Consider the following 26,690-nt stretch of genomic DNA (forward strand, 5'->3'; position numbering starts at 1 on the left):
TGATCCATCAGAATTTTGCCCATTGCATCCGACAGTGTAAATGGCAGCTTGTCCGGTTGCGGATTTCCCAAGCTGATTGTCAGACTTCCTTGTGGGTCCCCGTCGATCAGAAGCACTTTCTTTCCGGCCTGTGCCAGACCTATTCCCAAGTTCGCACAGGTTGTTGTTTTGCCAACGCCGCCTTTCTGGTTGGCGATGGCGATGATTTGCGTGTTCAAATAAACCTCCTCCTTCTACAAAAAATATCCCTATTCCGAAAAATAGGGATGAAAAAAGCCGCTTACTCAAATAAATGAATAAACGGCTATGTAAGAAATATTCGATTGTAAGTAAAGTTTTATATCACTGCAAAATAACGAAGTGCATCTTTGATTGCTTCTACCTTTTCTGGTGTCGGATGTTTCCTCGGCTGTTTCAATTCTTCTACCGCATTAGGAGCATCATACATCGGCAATCCCAAATTTCGCTTTACCTCTGCGATATATGCGGTATGTACCTTGAAGCCGTATTTCGCTTCTATGTACTCCTTAATCATTTTGTAGGTCACTTTTTCTTTGGGCTTATACGCTTCGGCTCTTTTAGCAATACTATCTACCGGAATCTTGCCCTCGCCCTCTCCAAACTCCACATCAATGTGGATATAACTGTCGGCTTTTTTGTGGGATAAAAGAACTACCGTCTCCACATGGCACGTCATCGGGAATTGGTCAACCCCTCGGACTTTCTTTACTTCATACCCCAGCTCCCCAAGCACCTTCACATCTCGTGCCAGCGTTGCGGAATCGCAGGATACATACACGATGCGGTCCGGCTGCATGCTGGCCATGGTGTGGAGGAGGTTTTCTTCGCAGCCTTTTCTCGGCGGATCGACGACGATGACGTCCGCGTGGGCGTGTTCGCCCGGGTGGTCTTTGGCGTACTGTTCGTAGTAGGCCGGAAGAATCTCTTCCGATTTTCCAACGAAAAATTCAGCGTTTTCGATCTCGTTAATTTTCGCATTGTTCTTCGCATCCGCGATTGCCTCCGGGACGATTTCGACGCCGTAGACTTTTTTGGCTTTCTGCGCGAGGAACAGGGAAATCGTTCCGATGCCGCAGTAGAGATCCCAGACCGTCTCATTTCCGGTGAGGCCTGCGTATTCCAGGGCAAGACCGTACAGCTTTTCCGTCTGCGCCGGGTTGACCTGGTAGAAGGACAGCGGGGAGATCCGATATTTTACGGTTCCAATATAGTCGGTGATATACCCCTGTCCCCACAGGCAGCGGATTTCTTTTCCCATGATCACATTGGTCCGCTCACGGTTTGCGCTTAGGGTAATGCTTGTCATGTCTTCGAGTTCTGTCAGCGATTTGATGAGTTTCTCCTCGGCCGGCAGTTTCTTTCCGTTCACAACGAGACAGACCATAATCTCTTTCGTCATAAATCCAAACCGGATCAGCACATGGCGCACCAGGCCTTTGCCGGTCTCCTCGTTGTATGCCGGAACGCCGTTCTCCTCCATCCAGGCAAGAATGCGATTCAGAATCTCCTCGTTCTGCTCCACGCCGAGATAACAGTTCCGGTTTTCCATGATCTGATGCGTTCTTCCCGCATAAAATCCCGTAATCAGCTTTCCATTTCTATCCTGCCCGATCGGAAACTGGGCTTTGTTTCGATAGCGGAACGGATTTTCCATCCCCACGATCGGCTCCATCGGGATCTCCGCCATGCCGCCGATGCGCTGGAGATTTCCGGCGATTTTCTTCTCCTTAAAGCGAAGCTGCTCCGCATAGTCGAGCATCTGCAACTGGCATCCGCCGCACGGACGTGCAACCGGGCAGACCGGCTCGACGCGGTGTGCGGACGGCTCGATCAGGCGCATCAGGCGCGCGTAGCCGTAATTTTTCTTTGCTTTGATCACTTTTACCTCGGCAAGATCGCCGATGACGGTGTCCTTGACAAAGAGGGTATAGCCCTCGCATTTGCCTATACCCTCTCCGTCGTGTCCCATATCTTCAATTTTCACCGTCAGTACATCATTTTTCTGATAGCTCATGAAAAGTCTCCTGTTCTGCGGATGTTGGACTCAAAGAACCGGTTGTAGCCAAGCCACTCATTGCCGGCCGGCGCTGCGTCAAACAGCTCGGTCAGGGTTTCCATTTTGGCATCGGCATTGTCCGCCAGGTTCAGCGCTACCGCCTCTACCATTGCCGGTTTTTTCGGGGAACCGTATTCCAGCTCGCCGTGGTGTGCCAGAATGCAGTGCTTTAACTGATTCTCGAGTTCCTGTGGGAAACCGTCGATCTTCTGCGCCGCATCGTGTACCATCTCCGCACCGATCATAATGTGGCCGAGCAGCTGTCCGTCATTGGTGTAATCGTTCTGCGGGAATAGGGAGAGTTCTTTCGTCTTTCCGATATCGTGCAGAATCGCTGCCGTAATCAGCAGATCGCGGTTCAGAATCGGATACGATTTTACCATAAAATCGCAGAAACGGGTGACACTTAACGTATGCTCTAAAAGGCCGCCGACGAATCCGTGATGCACGCTTTTTGCTGCAGAGCTCATGCGGAACCGTTTTGCGGTCTCCTGATCCTGGATAAAATAATACGTCAGCAGTTCGGAGAGATACTGATTTTTCACCGTTCCGATCCAGGAGAGCAGCTCCTGATACATCGTATTGATGTCGTAACGGCTCGTCGGCAGATAGTCCGCCGGATTATATTCGCCCTCTTCCGCTTTTCTTGCATTTTTAATGGAAACCTGAAGTGCCCCATTGAAACTGGAAACATCTCCCATAATATCTACATAATCCAGTGCTTCAAATTCACGGATTCCCATAGAATTCGGATCCCAGATTTTCGCATCGATCGTACCGGTTTTATCCTGTAAGATCACGTTTTCGTACTGTTTTCCGTTTTTGGTAACAGCCGACTGTTTATGTTTGCAGAGATAAATTCCGGAAATGCGGTTTCCTTCCCGGAGTTCGTTGATATACTTCATAAAAATAAATCCTCTTTTTCTAAGATAAATGCGGACACAGTGTTCCGTTTTTGTTTCTATGATGCCGTTTTTATGATGCAAAGCCTGTGCTCCTGCATGCCTTACCAATTCTACCAGATTTTCCTGCAGAATGCACGTATTTTTTCATCCGCCAGTGGAAAACCATTCGAAAAGAAAAGCTTCCGGAAGCCCCACCGGCTAAAACCGGCTTTTTCTGCTCCCGAAAGCCTCTGTTTTTTATACTTCCCCCATCGTCACATCAAACGTCATCTCCGCATACCCTTCGGCGCCTTTCCGCATCGCCGTCACGGTAACCACGTCTCCTGTGCTGTATTTGCCAAGCTGTTCATGGTACTGTTTGATCGTCTCAACCTTGTGCTCCCCGACCTTTACAATCACATCGTACTCTTTCATGCCCGCCATCATCGCCGGAGAATCGTCTGCGACGCGGCTGATAAGAACGCCTTTTGGAATGCCGGTTTTATCGGAAAGTTCTTCTGTGACATCCTGTCCGCGGATGCCGATATACGCGCGGCTCACGTTGTTGGAAAGATTTTCGATCAGCTTTTTGATCTGGGAAATCGCAATGCCCGTCACCACGTTGTTTCCCTTGGCACTGTAACTCTGCGCAATAATGCCGACGATTTCGCCGTCAAGATTTACCAGAATGCCGCTGCCGTCCGTGCTGCCGAGGATGTCGGTGGTCAGCAGATTGTACTCATTGTCCAGCGCGGAAATCTTGTTCGTAACCGAAGTCACCACACCGTACGCAATCGAATCGCTGTAGCCGACCGGGCTTCCGACAGCCACGACCGGGTCACCCTGGCTGACGAGATACGAACTGCCGAGCGGCGCAACCGCAAGACCGTCCCGTGTTTCCTCATCCAGCTTCGATTCATCCACCTTCACAATCGTAAGGCCGGTGCTCGGATCGTGGCGCTGGTATGTGGCATCCACCATCGTCTCGTCCCAGAAGGTGACCTGAATCCGCTCCACATTTTCCACGATGCGGTATTCCGTCAGAATAAAGAGATCCTGCCCGTTGTCCGCAACAATCAGACCGGAAATCTGCTGCTGGTTTTCATAGTTCTGGTTAAAATAGTCCATCTGATTGGTAATGCCGATGACGGTAACCAGCGCTCGTTTTGGTTTTTCCGTTACTTCCAGCATATCCTGGTAGAGCGCTTCATAATTTTTCAGGCTGCTGTCCTTTTCCTCCGCATCCGTTTCCCCATCGACACTGGAAACCTCGCTGCCCTCCTCCGGCTCTTCGGAAGTGCTGCTTTCCGTTCCCTCTGTGCTTTCGGAAACCGTACTTTCGGATACACTGCTTTCTGAAGTACTGCTATCCACTGTAGAACTGCTGATTTCCGAACCGGAGCCGCTGCTGTCTACCGACGCACTCGCCGAAGATGCGGTAATTGTCTCATCCGGCTCCTGTCCGCTGTTTGGATCCTCATCTCCCGGGATATCCACTTTCGCCGGCAGCTCTTCCCTGGTAACTGCTTCTGCAATCTTTGGCTCTGTCACCGCAAATACCGCGGCCGCAACCAGACCGCCAAGCGCCGCAAGTGTCAGCCATCCGGCAATCAGAAGAACAATCTTTTTCCAGTCGGGCGGCTGCTTTTTGATGCTCTCTTTCATGAATTTGTAAGGTTTTGGGTCATTTTCCATACATTTCTTTCTCCATACATCTGTATTCCATACCGAACTGCTCTGCGCATATGCGCTTCCGCAATCTTCACATATATAAAAAACTTTACCAGATAGATATGAACATTTTATGAAGACTGTTACATTTTTTTCTCATTTGCGCAACATCCTGCATTTTCTCGTTCTTGGGGTTTCTTTCTTTTCTTTTTTAAGGTATAATTGGGGGAGTGGAAAAACCTGTGACCCACATTCCACCTGCGCTCTGTGCTTTCCCGTACAGACGCCAGATCAGATCCGGGCGGTATGTGATAAAAAATACCGCATTATCTGTAAACGATGATGAATTATTAATACGAAAAGGTAAGTATCATGAATCAGAAAGCATTAAAAACGCTCGAATACGACAAAATTATCGAACAACTGGCTTCGTATGCCAGTTCTCCGCTGGGCCGGAAGAAATGTCTGGAACTCGTTCCTTCCTCTTCCCTTTCCCAGATTACACGGATGCAGCACGAAACACACGACGCGCTCACCCGGCTCTTTAAAAAAGGCCACATTTCCTTTGGTGATGCCAAAGATATCCGCGGCGCATTAAAGCGTCTCGAAATCGGCAGCTCCATGAACATCACGGAGCTTCTGCAGACCGCCGCACTTCTGGAAAACACGGCACGCGTCAAAGCGTACGGCCGCCGCGAAAATGCGGACCAGACGCCGGACAGCCTCGAAGATCTCTTCGAAACACTGGAGCCTCTGACGCTGCTTTCCACGGAAATCCGCCGCTGTATTCTCTCCGAGGATGAAATCAGCGATGATGCAAGCCCGAATCTACGCCGCATCCGTCGTTCCATCAAATCGTGTGAGGAAAAAATCCACAGCCAGTTAATCTCGCTCGTCAACGGTTCCTACCGCACGTATCTGCAGGATGCCGTCATCACGATGCGCGACGGCCGCTACTGTATCCCGATCAAATCCGAGTACAAAGGCCAGGTTCCTGGCATGGTACATGACCAGTCCTCGACCGGTTCCACCTTCTTTGTCGAGCCGATGGCCGTTGTCAAACTGAACAACGATATCCGTGAGCTGGAAATTGAAGAAGCAAAAGAAATCGAGGTCATCCTCTCTACGTTGAGTGCCCAGGCAGACCTGCACCGCGATGAGATCCGTTACGACCTCGAAAACATGGTAGAGCTTGACTTCATCTTCGCGCGCGCCGCTCTTGCAATGGAGCAGAACGCCAATGAGCCGATCTTCAACACCGAAGGTAAAATCCACCTGCGCAAGGCACGCCACCCGCTGATCAATACGAAAAAAGTCGTTCCGATTGATCTGTCGCTCGGCGAAGATTTCGACCTTCTGATCGTCACCGGACCGAATACCGGTGGTAAGACGGTTTCCTTAAAGACGGTCGGACTCTTAACACTGATGGGCCAGTCCGGACTTCACATTCCGGCACTCGACCGCTCCTCCCTTTCCGTTTTCGACGAGGTTTACGCCGATATCGGTGATGAGCAGAGCATCGAGCAGTCGTTGAGTACCTTCTCCTCCCACATGACGAATGTGGTTTCCTTCCTCGACAAGGCAGACCGCAATTCCCTCGTCCTGTTCGATGAGCTCGGCGCCGGTACCGACCCGACAGAGGGCGCGGCGCTTGCCATCGCGATCCTCTCTACGCTCCACGAGCGCGGCATCCGCACCATGGCAACGACACACTACAGTGAACTGAAAATCTATGCCTTATCCACACCGGGCGTGGAGAATGCCTGCTGTGAATTCGATGTCGAGACTTTAAGCCCGACATACCGCCTGCTCGTCGGCGTTCCTGGAAAGAGTAATGCGTTTGCGATTTCCAGCAAACTCGGCCTGCCGGACTACATCATCAACAAGGCAAAAGACGAAATCAGCGAGCAGGATGAATCGTTTGAAGACGTTCTGACCACTCTCGAGCAGAACCGGATCACGCTGGAACGCGAAAAAGAAGAGCTTGCCCGCACCCGCGCGGAAGTCGAATCCCTGAAGCAGAGCCTTGCCAAGAATCAGGAACAGATCGACGCAAGAAAAGAAAAGATGATCTCCAATGCAACCGAGGAGGCACAGAGAATTCTCCGCGAGGCGAAGGAATACGCCGACCAGACGATGCGTGATTTCCAGAAATTTGGAAAAGAGAATGTTTCCGTCCGCGAAATGGAGCAGAAACGTACCGCTCTGCGTGAAAAAATGAACAAGCTCGATAAGAAAAAGGCGAAGGAAGTGCCGAAGCGCACCGGAAATCTCCGCCCGCAGGATCTTCATCTCGGCGATGCCGTCAAAGTCTTAAGCATGAATCTCAAAGGTACTGTCAGCACCCGCCCGGATTCGAAGGGAAATCTCTTCGTCCAGATGGGTATCATGCGGACCAAAGTGCATATCTCCGACCTTGTGCTGATCGACGAGGCTGTCATCACCGGCCCGTCCATCTCCTGCACAAGCAGCGGAAAATCGAAGCTTTCCAAGGCTGCCACGATTTCTACCGAGATCAATCTGCTCGGAAAAACGGTGGATGAAGCGGTTGCCGAACTCGACAAATATCTCGATGACGCTTATCTCTCCCATCTGCCGAGTGTCCGCGTTGTCCACGGAAAAGGAACGGGCGCACTGCGGAAAGGCATTCACAATTATCTGCGCCGCCAGAAACACGTAGCGGACTTCCATTTAGCGGAATTCGGCGAGGGCGATGCCGGCGTTACGATTGTTACGTTTAAGAAATAAAAACTCAGGAAAATATGGGACGGAACGCATACTGTATGCGGTTCCGTCCTGTCCCCAGTGAAGGAGAATCTTTTATGGCTTCCAAACAGAAAATTCTGATCGTCGATGACGATAACAATATCGCAGAACTGATTTCTCTCTATCTGACCAAGGAATGCTATGACACAAAAATTGTAAACGATGGAGAAGAGGCTGTCCGGGAGTTTCACTCCTTCCAGCCGAACCTGATTCTGCTCGACCTGATGCTGCCCGGCATGGACGGCTACCAGGTCTGCCGCGAAATCCGGCACGATTCCGATGTTCCGATCATCATGCTCTCGGCAAAGGGCGAGGTGTTCGACAAAGTCCTCGGCCTGGAACTCGGCGCGGATGACTACATCATCAAACCATTTGATTCCAAGGAGCTCGTTGCCCGTGTGAAAGCAGTGCTGCGGAGATTTCAGCCATCACGCACGATCCCGGTGTCCGCGACCGCAGGAAAATGTGTCGAGTACCCGGATCTTATCATCAACCAGACGAACTATTCCGTCATTTACCAGGGCCGCACCGTCGATATGCCGCCGAAGGAACTGGAGCTTCTCTACTTCCTTGCTTCCTCACCAAACCAGGTCTTTACGCGAGAACAGCTCCTCGACCATATCTGGGGCTATGAGTACATCGGCGATACCCGCACGGTAGACGTTCATATCAAACGTCTCCGCGAAAAAATCAAGGACCATGCCTCCTGGGCCATCACGACGGTCTGGGGCATCGGTTACAAGTTTGAGGTTAAAAAATAATGCGACGCACGCTTTACCGGAAATTAATTCTCATTTATGTCATTCTCGCCATTGCCGGCTTTACGCTGATCTCAACGGTCGGCTCCCGCATGGTGGAGGACAGTCTGGTCTCCAGCGCGAGCACCAGTCTGTACCGGGAGGCCACGCAGATCGCTTCCAAACAGGGCGACCTTTATTACCACAGTGAGCGTTCCCTGACGGATCTTTACAATTCGCTCAGTGCACTGGCTTCCTATCACAATTCCCAGATCTGGCTCATCAGCGCAGACGGGGAAATTCTGCTGAACACGGCAGCTGCACTCGATGAGGAAAACCCGGAGATCATCGACGGTTTTGATCCAGTTGCGCTCGGCAGCGAGTATTACAGCACGGGAACGTTTTTCGGCTATTTCGAAGACAAAATGCTGAGCGTCATGGTTCCCGTCACCTCCGATTTCCGGATCAATGGCTATGTCGCCATCCACCTTCCGCTGCAGGACGTCTATCAGCAGAGGGAAAGTCTGCTGGCACGGATTGATTTTCTGTTCCTGCTCGTGTTCGGACTCTCGTTTGTGATTCTGATCTTTTTCTCCCTCGTCGTGTACCGGCCGCTGAAAAAGATCATCAACGGTGCAAAGGAGTATGCCTCCGGCAACCTGACCCACAAAATTGATGTTAAATCTCACGATGAGATGGGGTATCTCGCTTCCACGCTGAACTACATGTCCGGCGAGCTGAACAAGACCGGCGAATACCAGCGGAAATTTGTGGCGAACGTCTCTCACGACTTCCGCTCACCGCTGACCTCGATCAAAGGCTATGTGGAGGCAATCCTCGACGGAACGATTCCGCCGGAAATGCAGGAAAAATATCTGAAAATCGTTCTGTTTGAGACAGAACGGCTGCACAAGCTGACGCAGAGCCTGCTGACGCTGAACGACATCGACGATAAAGGGAATATGCTCGATCTGACCTCGTTTGACATCAACGCCGTCATCAAGGATACCGCCGCTTCGTTTGAGGGAACCTGCACAAAAAAACGGATTTCCATTTCACTGATCCTCGCATCGCGCACCTTATACGTCTGCGCCGATATGGGAAAAATCCAGCAGGTGCTGTACAATCTCATTGATAATGCAATCAAATTCAGCAACAACGATTCCACCATCACAGTTGAGACAACGGAGAAGCACGGTAAAGTCTTCGTCTCCGTCAAGGACACCGGCTGCGGCATTCCAAAGGCAAGCATCACGAAAATCTGGGAGCGCTTCTACAAGCTCGACGCCTCCCGCGGCAAGGACCGCAAAGGAACGGGACTTGGGCTTTCAATCGTCAAAGAGATCATCACTGCGCATAACCAGAATATCAATGTCATCAGTACAGAGGGCGTTGGTACCGAATTTATCTTTACACTCGCCAAAGGCGAAGCACCAAAATAAGCCCCTCCGCCGAGGGGCTTTTTTGCCAGACATATCAAACTAACTCTGGAGGTAATTTTCACTATGAACCCAAACACCATTGATTCCATCATCAAACAGCTCATTGCATCCCACACCACCATTTCCACCATGGAAAGCTGCACTTCCGGCCTGATCGCCTCCCTGATCACCGACACCGAAGGCGCCTCCGCCATTTTCCCCGGCGGCTACGTCACGTATCTGAACGAAACCAAAGTCCTCGTCGGCGTCGACCCTTCCGTCATCGAAATCCACGGCGTCTACTCCCCCGAATGCGCCGAAGCCATGGCCCGCACAGTACAAGAAAACCTGCACACCGCCATCGCCATCGGAATCACCGGCACAACCGGAAATCTCGACCCCAACAACGCTGACAGCGTACAGGGCGTCGTCTACTTCTGTATTTTATACAAAGCCCAAGCCCACACCTTCACCTTCCAGACCAACGTCTCCGGCATGACCCGCCACGAAATCAAACAGCTTTACGCAGAGCAGGTCTTTGCCGAATTGGAAATGATCTTAACTTCTTCCTTATAAAAAGAATGCAGCTCCGTCTACGATCACCAGAGTCCCGTCCGTCTACCTCCACTCATGCGTCCGCAAATGCCCCGCGAGCTGCATATGGTCAAAGTTATTCTGCCGCAGTGCCTCGTACAGTACGATCGCCACGGAATTTGAAAGGTTCAGCGACCGAATATCATTAATCATCGGAATCCGCACCGCCGTCTCCTGATTATCGTACAGAATATCCTCCGGAATCCCCGCGCTTTCCTTTCCGAACATGATAAAGCAGTCCTCTTCATACTGCACATCCACATACGTCTGCGGCCCCTTCGTCGTCGCATAGTAAATCTTCGCCCCCGGATTTTTCTCCAGAAAATCCTCGTAACTCTCATACACTGTCACATCCAGCTTCGACCAGTAATCCAGCCCCGCGCGCCTGACCGCCTTGTCCGAAATATCAAACCCCAGCGGCTTAATCAGATGCAGCCTCGTCCCCGTCGCCACACACGTCCGTCCGATATTACCTGTATTTGCTGGAATCTCCGGCTCATGAAGAACAATATTCAAATGTGCCATTTTACCAATCACTCCTGTCGTATATTTAAGCCTTATCTGCCAACCCGGTACATCTCATCCATCTGCGGCTTATCCAGATACCGGACCTCTTCCCCGTTCCGGAGAATCCTCTCCTTCCCGGATGTCGTCCGCCCAATCACCGCCGATGGAATCCCTTCGAGTGCCATTTTCTGCACCAGCCCCTCGCCGTCCGCCGCCGCAATCAGCAGCGCCCCCGTCGAAAGCATCTGATACGGATTCACCCCGAAAAATTCACAGATCTCCACCGTCTCCTGCTGGATCGGAATCCTCTTCAGCGCCACATCAAGCCCGATACCCGCGCCGTCCGCCATCTCCCAGAGCGCCCCGAAAATTCCGCCCTCCGAGAGATCCTGCATCGCAGCCGCACCGTGCTCGATCGCAATCTCCGCCTCACGGCAGACAGAGTAATCCTCCGAAAAATCCGCCGCCCCATGGATAAATCCCGGAGAAAATCTCGTCAGAAGCTCATCCCTTCTTGTCTTTGCCAGATAAGACACCGCGCCAAGCGCAATCCCCTTCGTCACGACAAGATCCAAATCCGCTGTCACACACGACGGATCAAACAGCCCCGCACGCGTTGTCCCGCCTGCCGCCGTCACGGTAAGCACCGGATACAAAACCCCGTCCGTCACCTCCGTATGCCCGCCGATCACCGCAGTTCCATACCGCACACACGCACCGTCAACCGCCCGCATCAGCTCCTTTAAATCCTTTTCTTCCATCGCCTCCGGCAGCATCAGCGACACCAGCACTCCTTTTGCCGATGCCCCCGCCGCGGCCACACTGTTGCACACCCGGCAGACCGCGAGCACCGCGTCCTCCGGATCCTTCACCAGCACCGGCGCACACGAAAACACCTGCGTCTCCTTTTCTCCTGCAAATGCCGATACCCCACGTCCGACCGCCGGCCCTGCTGCGTCCTCTCTTTTCTGCCCCAGCATCTTAAACACCGAGCGCACCAGCACGCTCTGCTGTAATTTACCCTTTCGCATCCCTCGTCCTCCTCGAACTTCCTGTTTCAAACGAAAAAGCAGACGTCATGTTCTTACGCAACGAAACAGCAAGTGTTTCACTGCTAAGTGAACAGTAACCAGAAAACGCCTAGTCCTCATCGTCCTCCGTTTTCTCTGTATCGCTGCTGTCTTCCTTCTTCTCCGAAGAACTCGATGACGAACTGCTCTGGCTGTATTTCGCTGCAACTTCCTTTGCTTTTGCAAGATCATTTGCCGCAATCGCCGCCTGCATTTCCGCACGCGCCGCTGCATTGTCCGTCTTTGTTCCCACGGTATAGACATCCGATGTCATGCGGTAAGTGCTGGAATTCACCTGCTCCTTCGTCTCATTTCCATTGTCATTCACAATCTTCCACAGCCGCGCCGTCGAACCCTGATAGCCGTACGATGTCTGTTCAATTGTTCCAAACGATGCATTCGCATCTTCCGTCAGGCTCGGCGTCGGATCCTCCGTGTTTGTCGTCTCACTCTCATAGCGGACCGTGCGGTTCGGATCTCTCGTCTCATGGCCGTAGATGGCAAAATGCAGGGTGCTTCCGTCCGCGCTCGCCTCAATATAAATCGGCGCATCCGTATTGTTGATGAATTTCAGGTCTTTCAATCCCTCTGCAATCGCCGCATCCATCGACGGATCCACATAGTGGACAATCATGGAATGGCTGTACCGCTCCGTCACCTCAAGCTCTGCTTTTAAGACAGCAACATAGAGCGTTGTGGAAACCTGGCAGATACCGCCGCCGTACGAATCGACGACCTTGCCCATCTCATACGATGCTGCCAGTGCATAACCATTTTCCGCATCAAACGGCACAACGACCGCCTCTACAGAAAATTCCTCGCCCGGCTGTACCAGCGTTCCGTTAATCTTCTCTGCGCCGACTGCGACATTCTGTTTTCTGCCGCTCGTACCGTTGCCATACTCCGTCGTACCCTCGCCGAGCAGATCTTTGACAAGTGCAAGCTGCTCCGGATTACCGCCTGCCGGTGTTTCTTCTGTTACCAGTTCTACGCCGCCGATGCCGCCCCGCCAGCTTGTCGTCAGGTAATTGACAACCTTCGCCGTGGACTCATCCACGTTGACGCTGCATCCGATCTGGCCCGGATTGACGATAAATTCGCCGTTTTCGCGGGTCAGCGTTGCATCTGTTGCCTCGCGGTTCAGCACAGCCGTGTTGTTTTCTACCGCCTGGCGCGCTGCCTCGCCATCGACTGTATATTTCAGGGAAAACGTCACCGTCTCTCCATTTTTGAGCCGGTTCTGTGTCAGGAACCGCTTCAGTACATTGCCTTCCTGCCCGATTGTGACGGCTTCTCTTGCCACCTCCGGGTTGGCACAGGAAAGTCCGAGATCCCCTGCTGTCACCTGTGCATTCTGCTCTCCGGCAGACAGGTTGATAACCGAGGGTTTTAACTGTTCAATTTTGTCGTTTACTGCCTGTGTGATCTGCTCTTCGGTCATACCGCCGACGGAAATGTCTTCTACATAGATTCCGTCCAGCGCTGTCCGGTCATCCGCTTTGACTGGTTCTGCCAGAAAGCAGAATGCGAATGCGATAAGCATCACCAGCAGGCCTCTCATTTTTCTGCTGTTTTTCATACTGTGCCTCTTCTTGATCCGTTTCCCATTTCACTCTGTCTTTTACAGAATCTCTTTACACCAGCCATAAAAGTGCTGGAAGAACCATACCAAGCACCATAACCACTGCAAGAATCAATGCCAGTATCTTTGCTGCATTTCTCTTCTTTGCCAGCGGATCTTTCTTCTTTTTCTGTGCCTCTGTCGGGGCTTTTCGATTGACTTTACTACTCATCGTTCCATCCTTTCTTTTTCTCTTCTATTTTTTCTCAGTTCTCTGTCGTTTTTCCATTCTTCCATGTGCCAGAATAATCTGATCGATCATGCGGGATGCACGGCTTTTTGTGAGTGCTCCCCACTCCGGTTCGAGATCCAGCTCATGGTACCGGATCAGATCCGCCAGATATTTTTTCTGTGCCTCCGTCGCCGGAACCTCACGTTTCATTTTGGCCTTCAGAGGCGCTGCGGCAAACCATTCCGGGTGATCTTCCGAAAATCCTTCTTCCAGTTTTCGGAACAGTGCCAGCGTTTCCAGCACATCGTCCATTGCACGGTGTGCGTGTTCCCGCGGGATCTGATAGTAGCCGCAGAGTGCTTCAAGGCTTCTACTCTCCAGATCCGGGAGGGCTTTCCGTGCAATTTTCAACGTATCCCACGCTTCTTTTTCAAAGTCCAGACGGGCATTTATCGCTGCCTGCTTGATGAAGCTGTAATCGAACAGAATATTGTGCCCCAGAAGCGGCAGGCCGCCGCAGAAATCCAGAAAGCCGCGGACAGCAGTCTCCACATCGGGCGCATTCGCAATCATCTCATCCCGGATTCCGGTGAGTTCCGTGATCCGCTCCGGCACTTTTCTGCCCGGATTGACGAAAGTCTCATACGATGCCGTGACCTCTCCGCCCTGCACTTTTACTGCACCGATCTCCAGAATCTGGTCTTCCTTTACAGAAAGACCCGTTGTCTCAAGATCGAGCACTACAAAATCTTGTATTTTCATCTTTTATTACCTTTTCTAGTATCTCATGTTCTTTTGAAATGTCAAGCGTAAAAAAGCTCACTGCAGTCGATCATCTCCGCATTTCCCGTCAGCGGATCGCGCTTCTGATAATCAAACAGGAGTACCGTACGCGCCTTTTCCCCGTTTCCGAGCACATCGTAATCAAAAACTTCCACATGCGTCATGCGCTGCAGCTGCTTCCAATCGTATGTCGTATACGATGGCAGAAGCGTTCTCGTTTCGGCTTCTTTCTGATAAAAGTCACGCGACTCGTTTTTCCATTCGGACGGATCTTTTGCAAAGCGCGGCCGCGTCTTCATATTTTCCCGCGCATACAGATCGAGCACCATCATCTGACGGAAGAATGCTTCGTCCTGCTGTTTTTCGTCCTGCAAAAACCCGAGCAGAATTTCATACCGCTGAATCCGGTTATGTGCCGCCTCACTGTAGCCCTTTGCCCGGTAGAAATCGCCGAGCTCCTGGAAGAAATCGAACGGGTTCTCATACAGACGCTCGATCATCGGCAGTGTGTGGACGAACTGGCCGCTGTTGTAGTAGACTTCCACCATCTCCTCCACGTCTTTGAGCTTCAGCACATCGTCATACGGCAGCCATTTCGTGTACAGTACCTCATATGGTTCGCGCTCCTGATAATGACAGTCATATTCCTCGGTATGCTCATACATGAAAGAACCGCGCAGCACTTTCAAAAATCCCAGCTGTAACTGCTGCGGACGCAGTGCATAGACATCCGCAAACGAACGGCGGAAACTGTCATAATCCTCATACGGCAGGCCCGCGATCAGGTCGAGATGCTGATGGATGTTTCTTCCCTTCGCAATCCGGTTTACAATCTCTGTGACTCTTCCAAAATCCATCTTCCGGTGGATCGCCTTGATCGTCTGCGGATTCGTAGACTGAACGCCGATCTCAAGCTGTACCAGCCCCGGGCGCAGGGTATTTAAGAGTTCCAGTTCCTCCTCAGTAATCAGATCAGCGGCAATCTCAAAGTGGAAATTCGTCACGCCGTTGTCATGCTCCGCAATGAATTTCCAGATCGCCATTGCATGGTCTTTCTTGCAGTTGAACGTACGGTCCACAAATTTGACCTGCGGTACTTTCTGTTCCAGGAAAAAGGCGAGTTCCTTTTTGACCAGATCCAGATTTCGGAACCGAAGCCGCTTATCAATAGAAGAAAGACAGTAACTGCATGAAAACGGGCAACCGCGGCTTGACTCATAATAAATGATGCGGTTCTCGAATTTTTTCAGATTCGCATACGGAAAATCCACCTCGGACAGATCCATGACCGGACGCCACGGGTTGCTTTTGATGGCTCCTTCTGCATCACGGTATGTAATGCCGTGGATCTCTTCAAGCGTTTTCCCCTCCGTGCCGTTCTCCTGATTCTGGTAATACACTGCCAGTTCACGGAAGGTAATTTCGCCCTCACCCTTCATGATTCCGTCAAGGAACGGATACTGCTCCAGCATCTCCTCCGCGTGGTACGACACCTCCGGCCCGCCAAGCCAGATCTTCGTTTCCGGGCTGATTTTGTGATATTCTGTAATCAAATCTTCCACAATAGATATGTTCCAGATATAACACGACACACAGACGACATCCGCATGCGCCAGAAACAGACTCCGCAGCATGGAATCTTTTGACTGGTTGATCGTAAACTCACGGATCTCCGGGAACACACCGGCTTTCTCCGCGCTCGCCTGCAGCGTGTAAACTGCGAGATTTGAATGAATATATTTTGCGTTGACCGCAGTCAGAATCATTTTCATACTATTTTTACCATTTCTCCTTTGTTCCTCTCTGTACTCTCGGAGCCTTTCTGTGCTTGATTTTGAGAGATGATTTTTGCAGAAAGATTCCGAGAGTACATCTCTTTGCATACCCTTTATACTACCACATTCTCGAACGAAAATACACCGCCATTCCTCCAAAAGCACAATTTTTTCGCGATTTTCGATAAAACAGTTGCAATTTTCGCGAATCCATGTTATATTAACAGAGGTTTCCAACAGGAAATCAAAATGCCCAGATAGCTCAGTTGGTAGAGCAGAGGACTGAAAATCCTCGTGTCGCTGGTTCGATTCCGGCTCTGGGCATTTTTTGCTGCATAAAAGCAGGATTCACATTTTTTTGCCACAGCAAAATCCGGCAGGATCTCCTGTCTCCTATCGCAAAAAAACTCTGCACCGCATCCCCGGAAATTCCCGGATGGATACGGTACAGAGTTTTTTTCATCGCATAACTGCCCAAGAAAGCATTTTGTTTTTACAGATTTTTGATGACCTCCCATGCTTCATCATCAAATTTTCTATCTCTGAAATAATACTGTTTATCTTCTTCGGTAATCTTCCGAATGACTTTACACGGATTTCCTGCTGCAATCGACCAGTCCGGAATGTCCTTTGTTACAACACTTCCGCCGCCGATAACAACGTTATCTCCGATATGTACGCCTGGTAAAATAACGGTATTTCCGCCAATCCAGACATTATCTCCGATGGTAACTTCAATGCCGTATTCATACGCACTGTTTCTTGCCGCCGGATGCACCGGATGACCTGCAGTATAGATGGCAACGTTCGGCGCCATCTGGCAGTTGTCTCCGATTTTTACCTTTGCCACATCGAGAATGGTGCAGTTATAATTTGCAAAGAAATTTTTTCCAACCTCAATATGAAAGCCATAGTCACAGTAAAATGGCGGATTGACAAATGCACCCTCGGATTTTCCAAACAGTTCTTTTACAATGGCTGCGATTCCGTCAAAATCCGAACGGTCGATGGTGTTCAGTTTCTGCGTCAGTCTTCTCGCATTCATCTGCTGCTCCATGACCTCTGCATCGGAAATGTACGGTAACTGTCTATCTCTTCTCTCTACGTTTTTCATTATTCTGTATCCTCCCTGGTAATATTATTCACCCACTGATATTTTTTATAGTGTCTGTATACGGCAGGAAGCTTAATCATTTCATCCAGATTCAGCAGGAAATAAACGACCATGACCGTTGTTCCGATCGTAATCGCCGCATAAAAGAGATTCAGGACAAAAGAAATCTGTGTGGCAAGCGAAACTGCAGACAGGGAATTCTGGTCCAGCGTACCGACCATTAACGCATCGGACGCACTTACCAGTGCATTCATCAGATTCTGTACAACCATCGGGATCAGCAGTGCAAGAAGTTTCCGGTAGAATTCTGGATCTTTTTTCTTGATTTCCCTCTGATTTTTCATTTCTTTTTCCTTTTTTCTGTTTTATTCCATACACGTATATGTTATAATCATATTATCTTAGGTTTTGCGTTTTTTCTACGACAATATTCCTTATTTTTTATAATAATTGTACTTTTTCACGGAGGTTTTTATGATGAATGACCCAATTACAAAAGTCATGCAGGACGCATCCGAAATCGTCCGCTACGATGAAGTCGGCATTCCGCTTTATATCCGGGAAGGACTGCTTTCTTCCTATCCGGATCACCGGGCGCTCTGCCACTGGCATGAGGATATCGAATGGGTACAGATCCGCTCCGGTCAGATGAACTACTATATCAATGGAAAAAGAGTCCTTTTAAACGCCGGGGAGGCGATTATCGTCAATTCCCGCCAGATGCACTACGGATATTCTGAAAACGGCCAGGAATGTGACTTTATCTGTATCCTGTGCCATCCGAAAATCCTCACCGCGAACAGCGTTCTGTACCAGTCTTATATTACGCCGGTTCTTTCGAATCCGGCTCTGGAATATCTTCATCTGAAGCCGGAAAATCCGGAAGATACTGAAGCGCTGCAGACCCTCCCGGAAATTCTCCGGCTGAAGAAGGAACAGCCAACCGCCTACGAAATCGAGGCTGCTGCTCTGCTTTCCCTTTTGTGGTGCCGTCTTTTGCGCACGCATCCGATGATGCCGGACGGCAACACCGCCGTCTCACAGGATCCAGATCTTCTGATCCAGCGCGATATGGTTTCCTATATTTACAGCCACTACAGTGAATCCATCAATCTGGAAGAGATCGCCGCCGCCGGAAAAGTCTGCCGCAATAAATGCTGTCAGATTTTCCGCCGCTATCTTTGCCAGAGCCCGATTGATTTTCTGAATCATTACCGTCTGGAAGTGAGCTGTCATCTGCTAAACACAACCAAAATGTCCATCGCGGAAATCTGTACCGCATGCGGTTTCAATCATCAGAGCTATTATTCCAAAATCTTTCTGCGTACTTACCATTGTACGCCGAGAGATTTCCGGAAACGCGCAGAAGTCCTGCCAACATAACCGGATTTTTTTCTGTACACGTTTTTTTGTTAAAAAAAGGAGGAATTTTGCTAGACATTTTTCCGATCCCTGTTATAATAAAATTACAAAGGTGTTGCGCTAAACCTAACCAAAACACTATATTTTCCATTTATTTTACAAGGAGGATGACATGGTAAAAAAATTTGTCTACGGAACCCCATTTGAAACCGAAGCCGTTGTAAAAGAGATCCCCTCTTCCGAAGGAAACCCGGATTACGGTACCTTCTCCACCGAGAACGGCTTCTCCTTCACCACAAAACTTACTGACGATGACATGGTATTCGGACTTGGCGAAGCCAACCGCGGCATCAACAAACGCGGCTTTCTTTACATCAGTGACTGCGCTGATGATCCAAACCACGTAGAGAGCAAAACCTCTCTGTATGCAGCACACAACTTCATCATCATCTCCGGCAAGACACACGTAGGATTCTTCTTCGATTATCCGGGCACCCTGCGTTTCGATATCGGCTACACAACTTCCGATACGATGACCGTTTCCTGCGAAAACGCAGATCTCTACGTTTACATGATCACCGGTGATTCCGATCTTGATATCGTAAAACAGTTCCGCGGCATCATCGGACGCAGCTACATTGCTCCGAAGTTTGCTTTCGGTTACGGTCAGAGCCGCTGGGGCTACAAAACAGAGGATGATTTCCGCACGGTAGTGAAAAAATACCGCGAAAACCATGTGCCGCTCGATATGGTTTACATGGATATTGACTACATGCAGGATTACAAGGACTTCACCGTAAATGAAGAACGTTTCCCGGATTTCGAGGGCTTTGTACAGGATATGAAAAAAGAAAAGATCCATCTCGTTCCGATCATCGATGCCGGTGTGAAAGTCGAAGAGGGTTATGACATTTACGAAGAGGGCTGTGAAAAAGGCTACTTCTGCCGCCGTGAGGATGGCTCCTACTTCGAAGCTACTGTATGGCCAGGCTGGACTCATTTCCCGGACGTCTTAAATGCAGATGCCAGAAAATGGTTTGGCGACAAATACGATGTTCTCGTTTCCAAAGGAATCGATGCCTTTTGGAATGACATGAACGAGCCATCCATCTTCTATTCTCAGGAAGGCCTTGCTGATTTCAAAGAGACTGCAAAGAAATACGTGGAAGGTGACCCGGAAGTTCCGCACTACATGGTAGGTGGAAAGCTTCAGGCACTGGCAAACAACCATGAGGACTATAAACGCTTTTATCACAACGTAAACGGCGAACAGGTCCGCCATGACAAGGTACACAATCTGTTTGGCTACAACATGACACGTTCTGCCGGTGAAGCTTTTGAACGAATTTCCCCGGATAAGCGAATCCTGATGTTCTCCCGTTCTTCCTACATCGGCATGCACCGTTACGGTGGAATCTGGACCGGAGACAACTGCTCGTGGTGGTCACACATCCTGCTGAACCTGAAGATGATGCCGTCCCTCAACATGTGCGGTTTCCTCTATACCGGAGCCGACCTCGGCGGATTCGGTGCAAATACCACAAGAGACCTGCTGCTCCGCTGGCTGGCACTTGGTGTTTTCACTCCTCTGATGAGAAACCATGCCGCACTCGGAACACGTGAGCAGGAACCTTACCAGTTTGAGCATATCGAGGACTTCCGCAACGTCATCGGCGTCCGCTACCGCCTCGTTCCGTATCTGTACAGCGAGTACATGAAGGCTGCTTTAAACGATGATATGTACTTCAAACCGCTTGCCTTCGTTTACCCGGATGACAAGCTGGCAAGAAATACAGAAGATCAGTTGATGATCGGTAATGAGATCATGATCGCACCGGTTTACACCCAGAATGCCATCGGCCGTTACGTATATCTGCCGGAAGAAATGATGTTTGTAAAATTCCTCGGCAATGGAAACATGTTCCAGGAGGTTCTTCCAAAAGGTATCCACTATGTAGAAGTTGCCCTGAATGAGGTTCCGCTCTTCATCCGCAAAGGCTGCGCAATCCCGGTTGCCGATTTTGCAGAATCCGTACCGGATATCAAAGAGGAAAGCATCCGCATGGTCGGATACGAAGGCGCTTCCTATGAGCGTTATACCGATGACGGAGTTTCCCGTATCTGATACAGAAAACAGTTTTTGAATCATCTCCCCCTTTGCAGGAGCTTCCCGGAGCCATCAGGTTCCGGAAGCTTCTGCAGTTTTTTCACGCAAAAAGGCGGGAACCCTCTATGTTTCTCCGGGTTCCCGCCTTTTTTCTTTTCGCTTTATTCTGTTTTCGGCAGCCGCACCTCTACGACGGCTCCGTAATTTTCATCCATATTGGAGCACGTAATGCTCGCCCGTTCGCCGTACATCAGCGCCAGGCGGCGTTTTATATTGGAGATGCCGACATGGTGACGGCCGTGGTAGATGATAGGCGTGTCGTTTTCGATTGCATCCAGTGCCTCTTTCGAAAATCCGTTTCCGGTGTCGGAAATACAGATGTAGAGGTACTCACCGTCCTCGTACGTTTCATTTGTCAGATACAGGGAAATCTCGCTCTTCCGGTCCAGGGATACACCGTGTACTACGGAGTTTTCCACCAGTGTCTGCAGCAAAAGAGACGGAACCTTCCATTCTCCGATATCACCATCCGTCGTTGCTTCAAAGGAAAAGGCTTCTTCTCCGTACCGCAGCTTCTGGATGCGGATATATGCCTCAATGTGTTCCAGCTCTTCCTCCACATCGCGCTGCTTCTTGGAATCCTGGAAAATGTAGCGCATATAGTCGGACAGCACCGTTGTGATCTCAACGATCTCGCCTTCGTTATTCTTATCCGCAATGCCATGGATCAGGCTCAGGCAGTTCAGAAAGAAGTGTGGCTTGATCTGTTCCTGCGTATATTCCAGCTCGGCTTTCTGTTCTGCAAGCTCTTTTTCATAGATCGCAATTTTCAATCCCTGTATTTTCCGCAGCAGTTCCTTGAATTTGCCGCTCACAGACTCCAGCTCTAACAGATTGTTGCTTCCATCATCATTCAGACTCTGCTCTTTTTCCAGCTCCTCCAGTTTTTGTCCGAATTTTTCCAGCGGTTCCAGAATCCGGTGGTAATATGCTGTAATTTCCAATGCGCAGACAATCAGAAGAACCGCGATCAGGACGACGAATGCAATCTGCATAATCAGTACATTCTCAAGAATACCGCCTCCCGGCAGAACCATGAGATTGATTTTTCCGACCGTGCCAAGCTGGTAGGAATAGACCGTCGCATTTTTCTCTTTTTTCTCTCCCGCTTTGGAAAAATCGATAATCTCATTTTTATATTTTTCCGATGTGTCTGCCTGCGTCATCACGCGCCCTCTGGCATCTACCATAAACGGAATGACATCATACTCCTCTGTTTTGGCGCGGATGGTCCGGAAAATCAGATTCAGATTGATGACGCAGCCTATGACTTTTTTGTTTTTCGCGTACCAGCCGACAATATAGTCGTCGTCGCCAAACGTAATCACGGTCCATTGTGTGCTGATCGAATCCTTTGATGTCATAATCTGCAGATAGGACATCAGCATCTGATTCAGCGTTGTCATTCCCTTACTCTCGGTAAACATAGTTCCGCTGTCCGTAATCAGAACATTGGCTTTCTGACCGTAGACGAAGAAGGTCTGTACCTCATGGTAACGGATTTTCAGCACACGGTTTCGCTCCCGCAGCGTCTGCTCCATTTCATAATACTGAGCATCTGTCGATGTTATCTGATCCGGGATTTCTTTGATATTGCTGTCAGAATCCAGCAGATAGATCAGTTCACTGTTGATCTGCGACATATCACGGTTGATCTGATCGACATAGAGCTTTGCCGTATCGGCAATATATTTATCTGCCAGCTTGCGGTTTTCCCAAACGCCCCAGAGCAGGCAGACAACAAGCCCCATCAGGACCAGAAAAACCGGAGTTCCAAGCCGCAGGGACGTATCCTTCAAACTGCGTATTCGAACGCTATGCAGCATCCTTCGTTTTCCTTTCTGCCAGAGATTCATAAGCGCATCCACCCCTCCTTTTTTCTTTCTGCAGAGCGACTGCCGGACGCCGCACCTTACCGCGCAGCTCCGGCAGTCCTTTTACACTCACGGAATGCATTTGCAGCTATGTTCTTTGTAACACAGCCCATTATACCATATTTTCCGGCTTTGTCCATGCAGAGTCCGTGTTTCACATGGCAAGAACAGGATTTTCTGTTCCCGTTCGCCTGGTACCGGTGAACGGGAACATTCTCTTATTCAGAGAAAATATTCAGCAGCTTTTCTGCATCTGCTCCTTCCTTTACGAATACCGGAATAGTATCCATCGGAGCAGCAACCGTTACCTTCTGTCCTCCCTCATACTTTTCTCCGGTCCATGCGTTAAACCATGTCGTTCCGGCCGGAAGATGAACCTCGCGCTCCGTTACGTGATCCTCCATCACAGGTGCAACATAGAGATCCGGTCCGAACAGATAAGCGTCCTCCACATTCCAGCTCTCCGGATCTGTCGGGAAATCATAGAAAACAGGCCGCATCACCGGGGTTCCGTCCTCATGTGCTTTCTTCATCTGTACCCGGATATAATCTCTCAGGCGCTCACGCAGGAAAATGTATTTCTTGGAAATTTCATATGCCTCATCACCAAAGCTCCAGATCTCATTGTCACTGCCGGATCCGATCTGTTCTGCACCGTAGCCCTCCTGTGGGTTGCGGTTTCCGTGCAGACGCATGACAGGGCAGAAGCATCCGTACTCAAACCAGCGGATGTACAGACGATGGAAATCCGGGTCATCGGTTCTTGCGCCGTGGAAGCCGCCGATATCAGTGGTCCACCACGGAATACCGGCAACCGCCATGTTAAGACCTGCCTGTACCTGGCGCCGGAAGCACTCAAAGGTACTTACAATATCGCCTGACCATACGAGTGCACCATATTTCGCGCTGCCTGCCCAGGCAGAACGGATCAGGCTGATCGGCATGGTATCGCCTTCTGCCGTCATGCCGTCATAGAACGCTTTCAGATAATATTTCGGATAAATATTTCCGACCTCCTGTACGCTTCCGAGCTGATAACGGTAGTTCTTGAAATCATAAACGCTGTATTCCGGCTCTGCCACATCCAGCCAGAAGAGCTTGGCACCCTGATCATAATAATTTTTCTTGATCTTCTCCCAGACATATGTTCTTGCATCCGGGTTAGTCGCATCGAAGAAAACTTCATTTCCGCCGCAGAGCATCGTCAGCGGTACACCGTGCTCCGTGCGAACCAGATAACCCTTCTCTTTCATCTCCTCGAAGTTTTCGGAATAAACGTCAACGGTCGGCCATACCGACACAACAACCTGAATTCCCATCTCCTTTAATTCGCGGCACATGCCCGGCACATCCGGCCAGTATTTCGGATCAAATTTGAACTCGCCCTGCTTCGTCCAGTGGAAGAAATCGACGACAATCACATCAAGCGGCACACCGAGTTCTTTGTATTTTCTTGCTACAGACAGAAGCTGTTCCTGATTCCAGTAGCGGAGCTTACACTGCCAGAAGCCCATGCCATATTCCGGCATCATCGGCGGTTTTCCGGTCAGCGTCATATAATTCTCCTCGATCTCGGCAGGCGTATCACCTGCAATCACAAGATAATCGATTTCTTTCCCGGATTCCGTTACCCATTCCGTTCCATTATTCGCAAACATCACCTGTCCGACGCCCGGATTGTTCCATAAGAAGCCGTAGCCGATACTGGAAAGATAGAACGGAACACTGACCTGTGAGTTTCTCTGTGCCAGCTCCAGCATACAGCCCTTCAGATCCAGCTCATGCTGCTGATACTGTCCCATTCCGAAGATTTTCTCACCTTTTCTTGCTACAAACCGCGCTACAATACGGAAATTATCCCCGACGCCGTTGCTGTACTCGCGTCCCATGATGTTGAGCGGCATGCTTTCCTCATCGCGCAGACGGCGGAAATGCTCCTTTAACAGAACTCTTCCATCCTCATGATAGAACGTAATGACGCTGCCAGAATCAATCACTGCATGAAGCTTTCCATTTGTGATTTTTCCGTAGGAAGTATCCGTTCCCTCATACATATTGGCAAAGGCTCCGCCTTTTGCTGATGGATCCTCAAAGATTTCAACCTCTCCCGCATGCGCGTCCTTTGCTTCCAGCGCCCAGTCGCGGCCGGTAAAGCTTCGATTTTTTGTCGCGCGTACACGCAGTGCATCTTTTCCCCACGCTTCGATGCAGACGGTCTCGCCATCGTAAGAATAAATTAACTTACCCTCTTTTTCCCAAAACATGTAAAAATCCTCCTTTTGTCAAAAACGGCAGGTCATTTCTGGCCTGCCGTTTCTCCTGCTGTTTGGCACTTCAGACATTGACCCGCCGGATCAACGCCTGCTTCTTACAGGTAATATTTTTTTCTGTTTATTTTGCCAGATTTTCTTTGTATGCATTGTAAGCATCTGTCTGAATCTGAAGGAACTCGTCAATGCCCATAGCTTTCAGCTGATCGATGTAGGAATCCCACTCATCATCAATGCCGCCGTCTACTACCCAGTGCGCATACTGTGCTTCTACATATTTATAGATATCGGTTCCGATTGCCGTGATTCTGGAAAGGTCTTCGTCGGTATACTGAACCATCGGGAATCCACAGTTTTTCTCAGTATCAACGTATTTCTCATTGATCGCATCATCGGCCAGTTTGACACCATCGCCCTGATCCTCCGGAAGAGAAACTTTGTCATAGAAATCCTCGTTCATGTATTTTGGTCCGAAGTCACGTAAGGAGTTGGACCATGCGGAAGTATCCAGAGAAGATCCATCGCTTGGCACATCTACATTGTAGGTTCCGTCGCCATTGTCTGTGATCTGGCTTCCGATCGTACCATAGAAGGTCTGTAACGATGCAAGATCGGTGTAAAATTCATCCGCCCATTTCAGCAGGGTGTCAGGATCTTTACAGTCTTTGGAGATCATGAGCTCACGGTCGGAGATATCAAGGTAATTGGTTGCTGCTTCTACGTAGTGGTTTCCATCGTAGCCTTCTACTGCCTCAAGAGTCTTAAACTGATTTACGTTCGGACCAACCTGAGCGTCTGCAGTCCATCCAAAGATAAGACCTACCTGAGAACCGCCATCAGCCTGCTGTTTTGCTGTCTGCATAGAGCCATCCTGTGTGAAGTACTCTGGGTCAACAACGCCCTCTTCCCATAACTGACGCATCCATTTTACTGCTTCTTTGTAATTTTCTTCCATCGGCATGAAGACCGGTTTTCCTTCGCCATTCAGTCCCATGTAGTTTCCGTCACGGCTTACCATGGTTCCGAACGGGGAAAGGATGTGGCGCAGATCACCGCTTAACAGTCCGCTGCTTGCTGCATTTGTGATACCAATCTCATTGGTTGGATCGCCATCGCCGTCAGCATCTTCTGTCGCAAATTTAACAAGAACCTCTTCCAGTTCTTTATAGGTCTTCGGAGTTTCCAGTCCTAAGTTATCCAGCCATTCCTGGTTGATGCACATAACATCGCCGCAAACCTTCGGACGAAGCGGAAGCTTCTTCGGTAAGCTGTAGATTCTTCCGTCACGGCTGGTGCAGACTGCTTTCAGTTCCGGATCAGCCTCAAAGGCTGCTTTCAGGTTTGGCATATCTTTTTCGATCAGATCTGTCAGATCCAGGAATGCCGATTTGTTCTGTGCCATATCTGCCTGTGTTAAGCAGATGGATCCAAGGAATGCATCCGGGAGGTCTCCGGAAGCCAGCAGCAGAGATTTCTGCTCGGACCAGTCACTGTTGTAATAAACCTGCCAGTCGATGTTGATATTCATCTTGTCCTCGATTTCTTTCATGACGCCTTCATGCAGGAAATCGGTCGGCCAGGTATCGGTCCATCTTACCGTTGCAATTTTGTAGGTTGGGCGGTCACTGGTATCTGTCGTGTCACTGGCAGAAGATTCTGTCTTGGCAGAGCTTGCTGCAGTGCTTCCACTCGTACTTTCCGTTCCTCCATTGCTTCCACATCCTGCAAGCAGTCCGGCTGCCATTGCGGCCGAAAGAGCAACGCTCCAGGCCATTTTTGTTTTCTTTCGCATCATCATCTCTCCTTTATGATTTTTATTTGCAAT

General features: G+C 49.9%; 21 protein-coding genes and 1 tRNA gene. 7 read left to right on the top strand and 15 right to left on the bottom strand.

Annotation, left to right across the window (positions count from 1 at the left end; all coding sequences use genetic code 11):
* The 4 genes from DXD02_RS06225 to DXD02_RS06240 form a co-directional block, all read right to left on the bottom strand.
* The coding region (locus DXD02_RS06225) for a ParA family protein (RefSeq protein ID WP_147399140.1) at positions 1 to 218 on the bottom strand (218 nt) is incomplete at its 3' end.
* A gap of 119 nt (positions 219 to 337) precedes the next feature.
* The gene (gene rlmD / locus DXD02_RS06230; protein ID WP_118666570.1) at positions 338 to 2,035 is read right to left on the bottom strand and encodes a 23S rRNA (uracil(1939)-C(5))-methyltransferase RlmD; all 1,698 of its coding nucleotides are present in this window, start codon (positions 2,033 to 2,035) and stop codon (positions 338 to 340) included.
* Complete coding sequence (locus DXD02_RS06235) at positions 2,032 to 2,982, bottom strand: 3'-5' exoribonuclease YhaM family protein (protein WP_055228015.1); 951 nt, start codon at positions 2,980 to 2,982, stop codon at positions 2,032 to 2,034. Before DXD02_RS06235 ends, rlmD begins: the two co-directional genes overlap by 4 nt.
* 237 nt (positions 2,983 to 3,219) lie before the next feature.
* Complete coding sequence (locus DXD02_RS06240; RefSeq protein WP_118666571.1) at positions 3,220 to 4,656, bottom strand: S1C family serine protease; 1,437 nt, start codon at positions 4,654 to 4,656, stop codon at positions 3,220 to 3,222.
* A 348-nt stretch (positions 4,657 to 5,004) separates the two neighbouring features.
* On the opposite strand from DXD02_RS06240, the gene DXD02_RS06245 reads away from it, so the two are divergent.
* The 4 genes from DXD02_RS06245 to DXD02_RS06260 all read left to right on the top strand — a co-directional run bounded on the left by DXD02_RS06245 (position 5,005) and on the right by DXD02_RS06260 (position 10,132).
* A complete protein-coding gene (locus DXD02_RS06245) occupies positions 5,005 to 7,380 on the top strand; it encodes an endonuclease MutS2 (RefSeq protein WP_118666572.1) in 2,376 nt (791 codons plus the stop codon).
* Between the two features lie 74 nt (positions 7,381 to 7,454).
* On the top strand, positions 7,455 to 8,159 hold the full coding sequence (locus DXD02_RS06250; protein ID WP_022461607.1) for a response regulator transcription factor: 705 nt from the start codon (positions 7,455 to 7,457) through the stop codon (positions 8,157 to 8,159).
* Entirely contained in the window at positions 8,159 to 9,577 is a 1,419-nt protein-coding gene (locus DXD02_RS06255) for a sensor histidine kinase (protein WP_022461606.1), read from the top strand. Before DXD02_RS06250 ends, DXD02_RS06255 begins: the two co-directional genes overlap by 1 nt.
* A gap of 63 nt (positions 9,578 to 9,640) precedes the next feature.
* Positions 9,641 to 10,132 (top strand): CinA family protein, encoded by a 492-nt coding sequence (locus DXD02_RS06260; protein ID WP_022461605.1) that lies wholly within the window; start codon positions 9,641 to 9,643, stop codon positions 10,130 to 10,132.
* Positions 10,133 to 10,174: 42 nt separating this feature from the next.
* Here DXD02_RS06260 and trmL read toward each other — a convergent pair whose 3' ends face one another.
* The 6 genes from trmL to DXD02_RS06285 form a co-directional block, all read right to left on the bottom strand.
* A complete protein-coding gene (trmL, locus tag DXD02_RS06265) occupies positions 10,175 to 10,675 on the bottom strand; it encodes a tRNA (uridine(34)/cytosine(34)/5-carboxymethylaminomethyluridine(34)-2'-O)-methyltransferase TrmL (RefSeq protein ID WP_117509323.1) in 501 nt (166 codons plus the stop codon).
* A 32-nt stretch (positions 10,676 to 10,707) separates the two neighbouring features.
* Positions 10,708 to 11,688, bottom strand: a complete 981-nt coding sequence (locus tag DXD02_RS06270; RefSeq protein ID WP_118666573.1) for an AIR synthase-related protein — start codon at positions 11,686 to 11,688, stop codon at positions 10,708 to 10,710.
* Positions 11,689 to 11,797: 109 nt separating this feature from the next.
* Positions 11,798 to 13,306, bottom strand: coding sequence for a VanW family protein (locus tag DXD02_RS06275; protein ID WP_118666574.1), 1,509 nt, complete (start codon positions 13,304 to 13,306; stop codon positions 11,798 to 11,800).
* Between the two features lie 55 nt (positions 13,307 to 13,361).
* Positions 13,362 to 13,520, bottom strand: a complete 159-nt coding sequence (locus DXD02_RS15415) for a hypothetical protein (protein WP_158565857.1) — start codon at positions 13,518 to 13,520, stop codon at positions 13,362 to 13,364.
* Between the two features lie 24 nt (positions 13,521 to 13,544).
* Complete coding sequence (locus tag DXD02_RS06280) at positions 13,545 to 14,282, bottom strand: 3'-5' exonuclease (RefSeq protein WP_055220616.1); 738 nt, start codon at positions 14,280 to 14,282, stop codon at positions 13,545 to 13,547.
* 41 nt (positions 14,283 to 14,323) lie between these two features.
* On the bottom strand, positions 14,324 to 16,075 hold the full coding sequence (locus DXD02_RS06285; RefSeq protein WP_117760717.1) for a B12-binding domain-containing radical SAM protein: 1,752 nt from the start codon (positions 16,073 to 16,075) through the stop codon (positions 14,324 to 14,326).
* A 254-nt stretch (positions 16,076 to 16,329) separates the two neighbouring features.
* On the opposite strand from DXD02_RS06285, the gene DXD02_RS06290 reads away from it, so the two are divergent.
* Positions 16,330 to 16,402: transfer RNA gene (locus tag DXD02_RS06290), tRNA-Phe, on the top strand.
* A gap of 169 nt (positions 16,403 to 16,571) precedes the next feature.
* Here DXD02_RS06290 and DXD02_RS06295 read toward each other — a convergent pair.
* Entirely contained in the window at positions 16,572 to 17,192 is a 621-nt protein-coding gene (locus DXD02_RS06295) for a sugar O-acetyltransferase (protein WP_022462409.1), read from the bottom strand.
* A complete protein-coding gene (locus DXD02_RS06300; protein ID WP_117509327.1) occupies positions 17,192 to 17,536 on the bottom strand; it encodes an MATE family efflux transporter in 345 nt (114 codons plus the stop codon). The genes DXD02_RS06295 and DXD02_RS06300 overlap by 1 nt, the downstream gene beginning before the upstream one ends.
* A gap of 130 nt (positions 17,537 to 17,666) precedes the next feature.
* On the opposite strand from DXD02_RS06300, the gene DXD02_RS06305 reads away from it, so the two are divergent.
* A complete protein-coding gene (locus tag DXD02_RS06305; protein WP_117509328.1) occupies positions 17,667 to 18,575 on the top strand; it encodes an AraC family transcriptional regulator in 909 nt (302 codons plus the stop codon).
* Between the two features lie 151 nt (positions 18,576 to 18,726).
* Entirely contained in the window at positions 18,727 to 20,679 is a 1,953-nt protein-coding gene (locus tag DXD02_RS06310; RefSeq protein WP_117760711.1) for a glycoside hydrolase family 31 protein, read from the top strand.
* Positions 20,680 to 20,822: 143 nt separating this feature from the next.
* Here the strand turns inward: DXD02_RS06310 and DXD02_RS06315 are convergent, their stop codons facing one another.
* The 3 genes from DXD02_RS06315 to DXD02_RS06325 form a co-directional block, all read right to left on the bottom strand.
* On the bottom strand, positions 20,823 to 22,577 hold the full coding sequence (locus DXD02_RS06315; RefSeq protein ID WP_117802088.1) for a sensor histidine kinase: 1,755 nt from the start codon (positions 22,575 to 22,577) through the stop codon (positions 20,823 to 20,825).
* 236 nt (positions 22,578 to 22,813) lie between these two features.
* A complete protein-coding gene (locus DXD02_RS06320; RefSeq protein WP_118666575.1) occupies positions 22,814 to 24,859 on the bottom strand; it encodes a glycoside hydrolase family 31 protein in 2,046 nt (681 codons plus the stop codon).
* A 127-nt stretch (positions 24,860 to 24,986) separates the two neighbouring features.
* Positions 24,987 to 26,657 carry an extracellular solute-binding protein gene (locus DXD02_RS06325; protein ID WP_158579811.1) on the bottom strand — a complete coding sequence of 557 codons (1,671 nt, stop codon included), beginning with the start codon at positions 26,655 to 26,657 and terminating at the stop codon, positions 24,987 to 24,989.
* Positions 26,658 to 26,690: the final 33 nt, after the last annotated feature.

Origin of the sequence: Blautia sp. TF10-30, from assembly GCF_003481245.1 — a bacterium.
GTDB lineage: Bacteria > Bacillota > Clostridia > Lachnospirales > Lachnospiraceae > Fusicatenibacter > Fusicatenibacter saccharivorans.

Coding starts and splice junctions, on each gene's coding strand:
- trmL (WP_117509323.1), bottom strand. CDS start 10,675: ATGGCACATTTGAATATTGTTCTTCATGAGCCGGAGATTCCAGCAAAT.
- DXD02_RS06320 (WP_118666575.1), bottom strand. CDS start 24,859: ATGTTTTGGGAAAAAGAGGGTAAGTTAATTTATTCTTACGATGGCGAG.
- DXD02_RS06255 (WP_022461606.1), top strand. CDS start 8,159: ATGCGACGCACGCTTTACCGGAAATTAATTCTCATTTATGTCATTCTC.
- DXD02_RS06245 (WP_118666572.1), top strand. CDS start 5,005: ATGAATCAGAAAGCATTAAAAACGCTCGAATACGACAAAATTATCGAA.
- DXD02_RS06260 (WP_022461605.1), top strand. CDS start 9,641: ATGAACCCAAACACCATTGATTCCATCATCAAACAGCTCATTGCATCC.
- DXD02_RS15415 (WP_158565857.1), bottom strand. CDS start 13,520: ATGAGTAGTAAAGTCAATCGAAAAGCCCCGACAGAGGCACAGAAAAAG.
- DXD02_RS06295 (WP_022462409.1), bottom strand. CDS start 17,192: ATGAAAAACGTAGAGAGAAGAGATAGACAGTTACCGTACATTTCCGAT.
- rlmD (WP_118666570.1), bottom strand. CDS start 2,035: ATGAGCTATCAGAAAAATGATGTACTGACGGTGAAAATTGAAGATATG.
- DXD02_RS06275 (WP_118666574.1), bottom strand. CDS start 13,306: ATGAAAAACAGCAGAAAAATGAGAGGCCTGCTGGTGATGCTTATCGCA.
- DXD02_RS06280 (WP_055220616.1), bottom strand. CDS start 14,282: ATGAAAATACAAGATTTTGTAGTGCTCGATCTTGAGACAACGGGTCTT.
- DXD02_RS06240 (WP_118666571.1), bottom strand. CDS start 4,656: ATGGAAAATGACCCAAAACCTTACAAATTCATGAAAGAGAGCATCAAA.
- DXD02_RS06285 (WP_117760717.1), bottom strand. CDS start 16,075: ATGAAAATGATTCTGACTGCGGTCAACGCAAAATATATTCATTCAAAT.
- DXD02_RS06315 (WP_117802088.1), bottom strand. CDS start 22,577: ATGAATCTCTGGCAGAAAGGAAAACGAAGGATGCTGCATAGCGTTCGA.
- DXD02_RS06305 (WP_117509328.1), top strand. CDS start 17,667: ATGATGAATGACCCAATTACAAAAGTCATGCAGGACGCATCCGAAATC.
- DXD02_RS06310 (WP_117760711.1), top strand. CDS start 18,727: ATGGTAAAAAAATTTGTCTACGGAACCCCATTTGAAACCGAAGCCGTT.
- DXD02_RS06235 (WP_055228015.1), bottom strand. CDS start 2,982: ATGAAGTATATCAACGAACTCCGGGAAGGAAACCGCATTTCCGGAATT.
- DXD02_RS06325 (WP_158579811.1), bottom strand. CDS start 26,657: ATGCGAAAGAAAACAAAAATGGCCTGGAGCGTTGCTCTTTCGGCCGCA.
- DXD02_RS06270 (WP_118666573.1), bottom strand. CDS start 11,688: ATGCGAAAGGGTAAATTACAGCAGAGCGTGCTGGTGCGCTCGGTGTTT.
- DXD02_RS06250 (WP_022461607.1), top strand. CDS start 7,455: ATGGCTTCCAAACAGAAAATTCTGATCGTCGATGACGATAACAATATC.
- DXD02_RS06300 (WP_117509327.1), bottom strand. CDS start 17,536: ATGAAAAATCAGAGGGAAATCAAGAAAAAAGATCCAGAATTCTACCGG.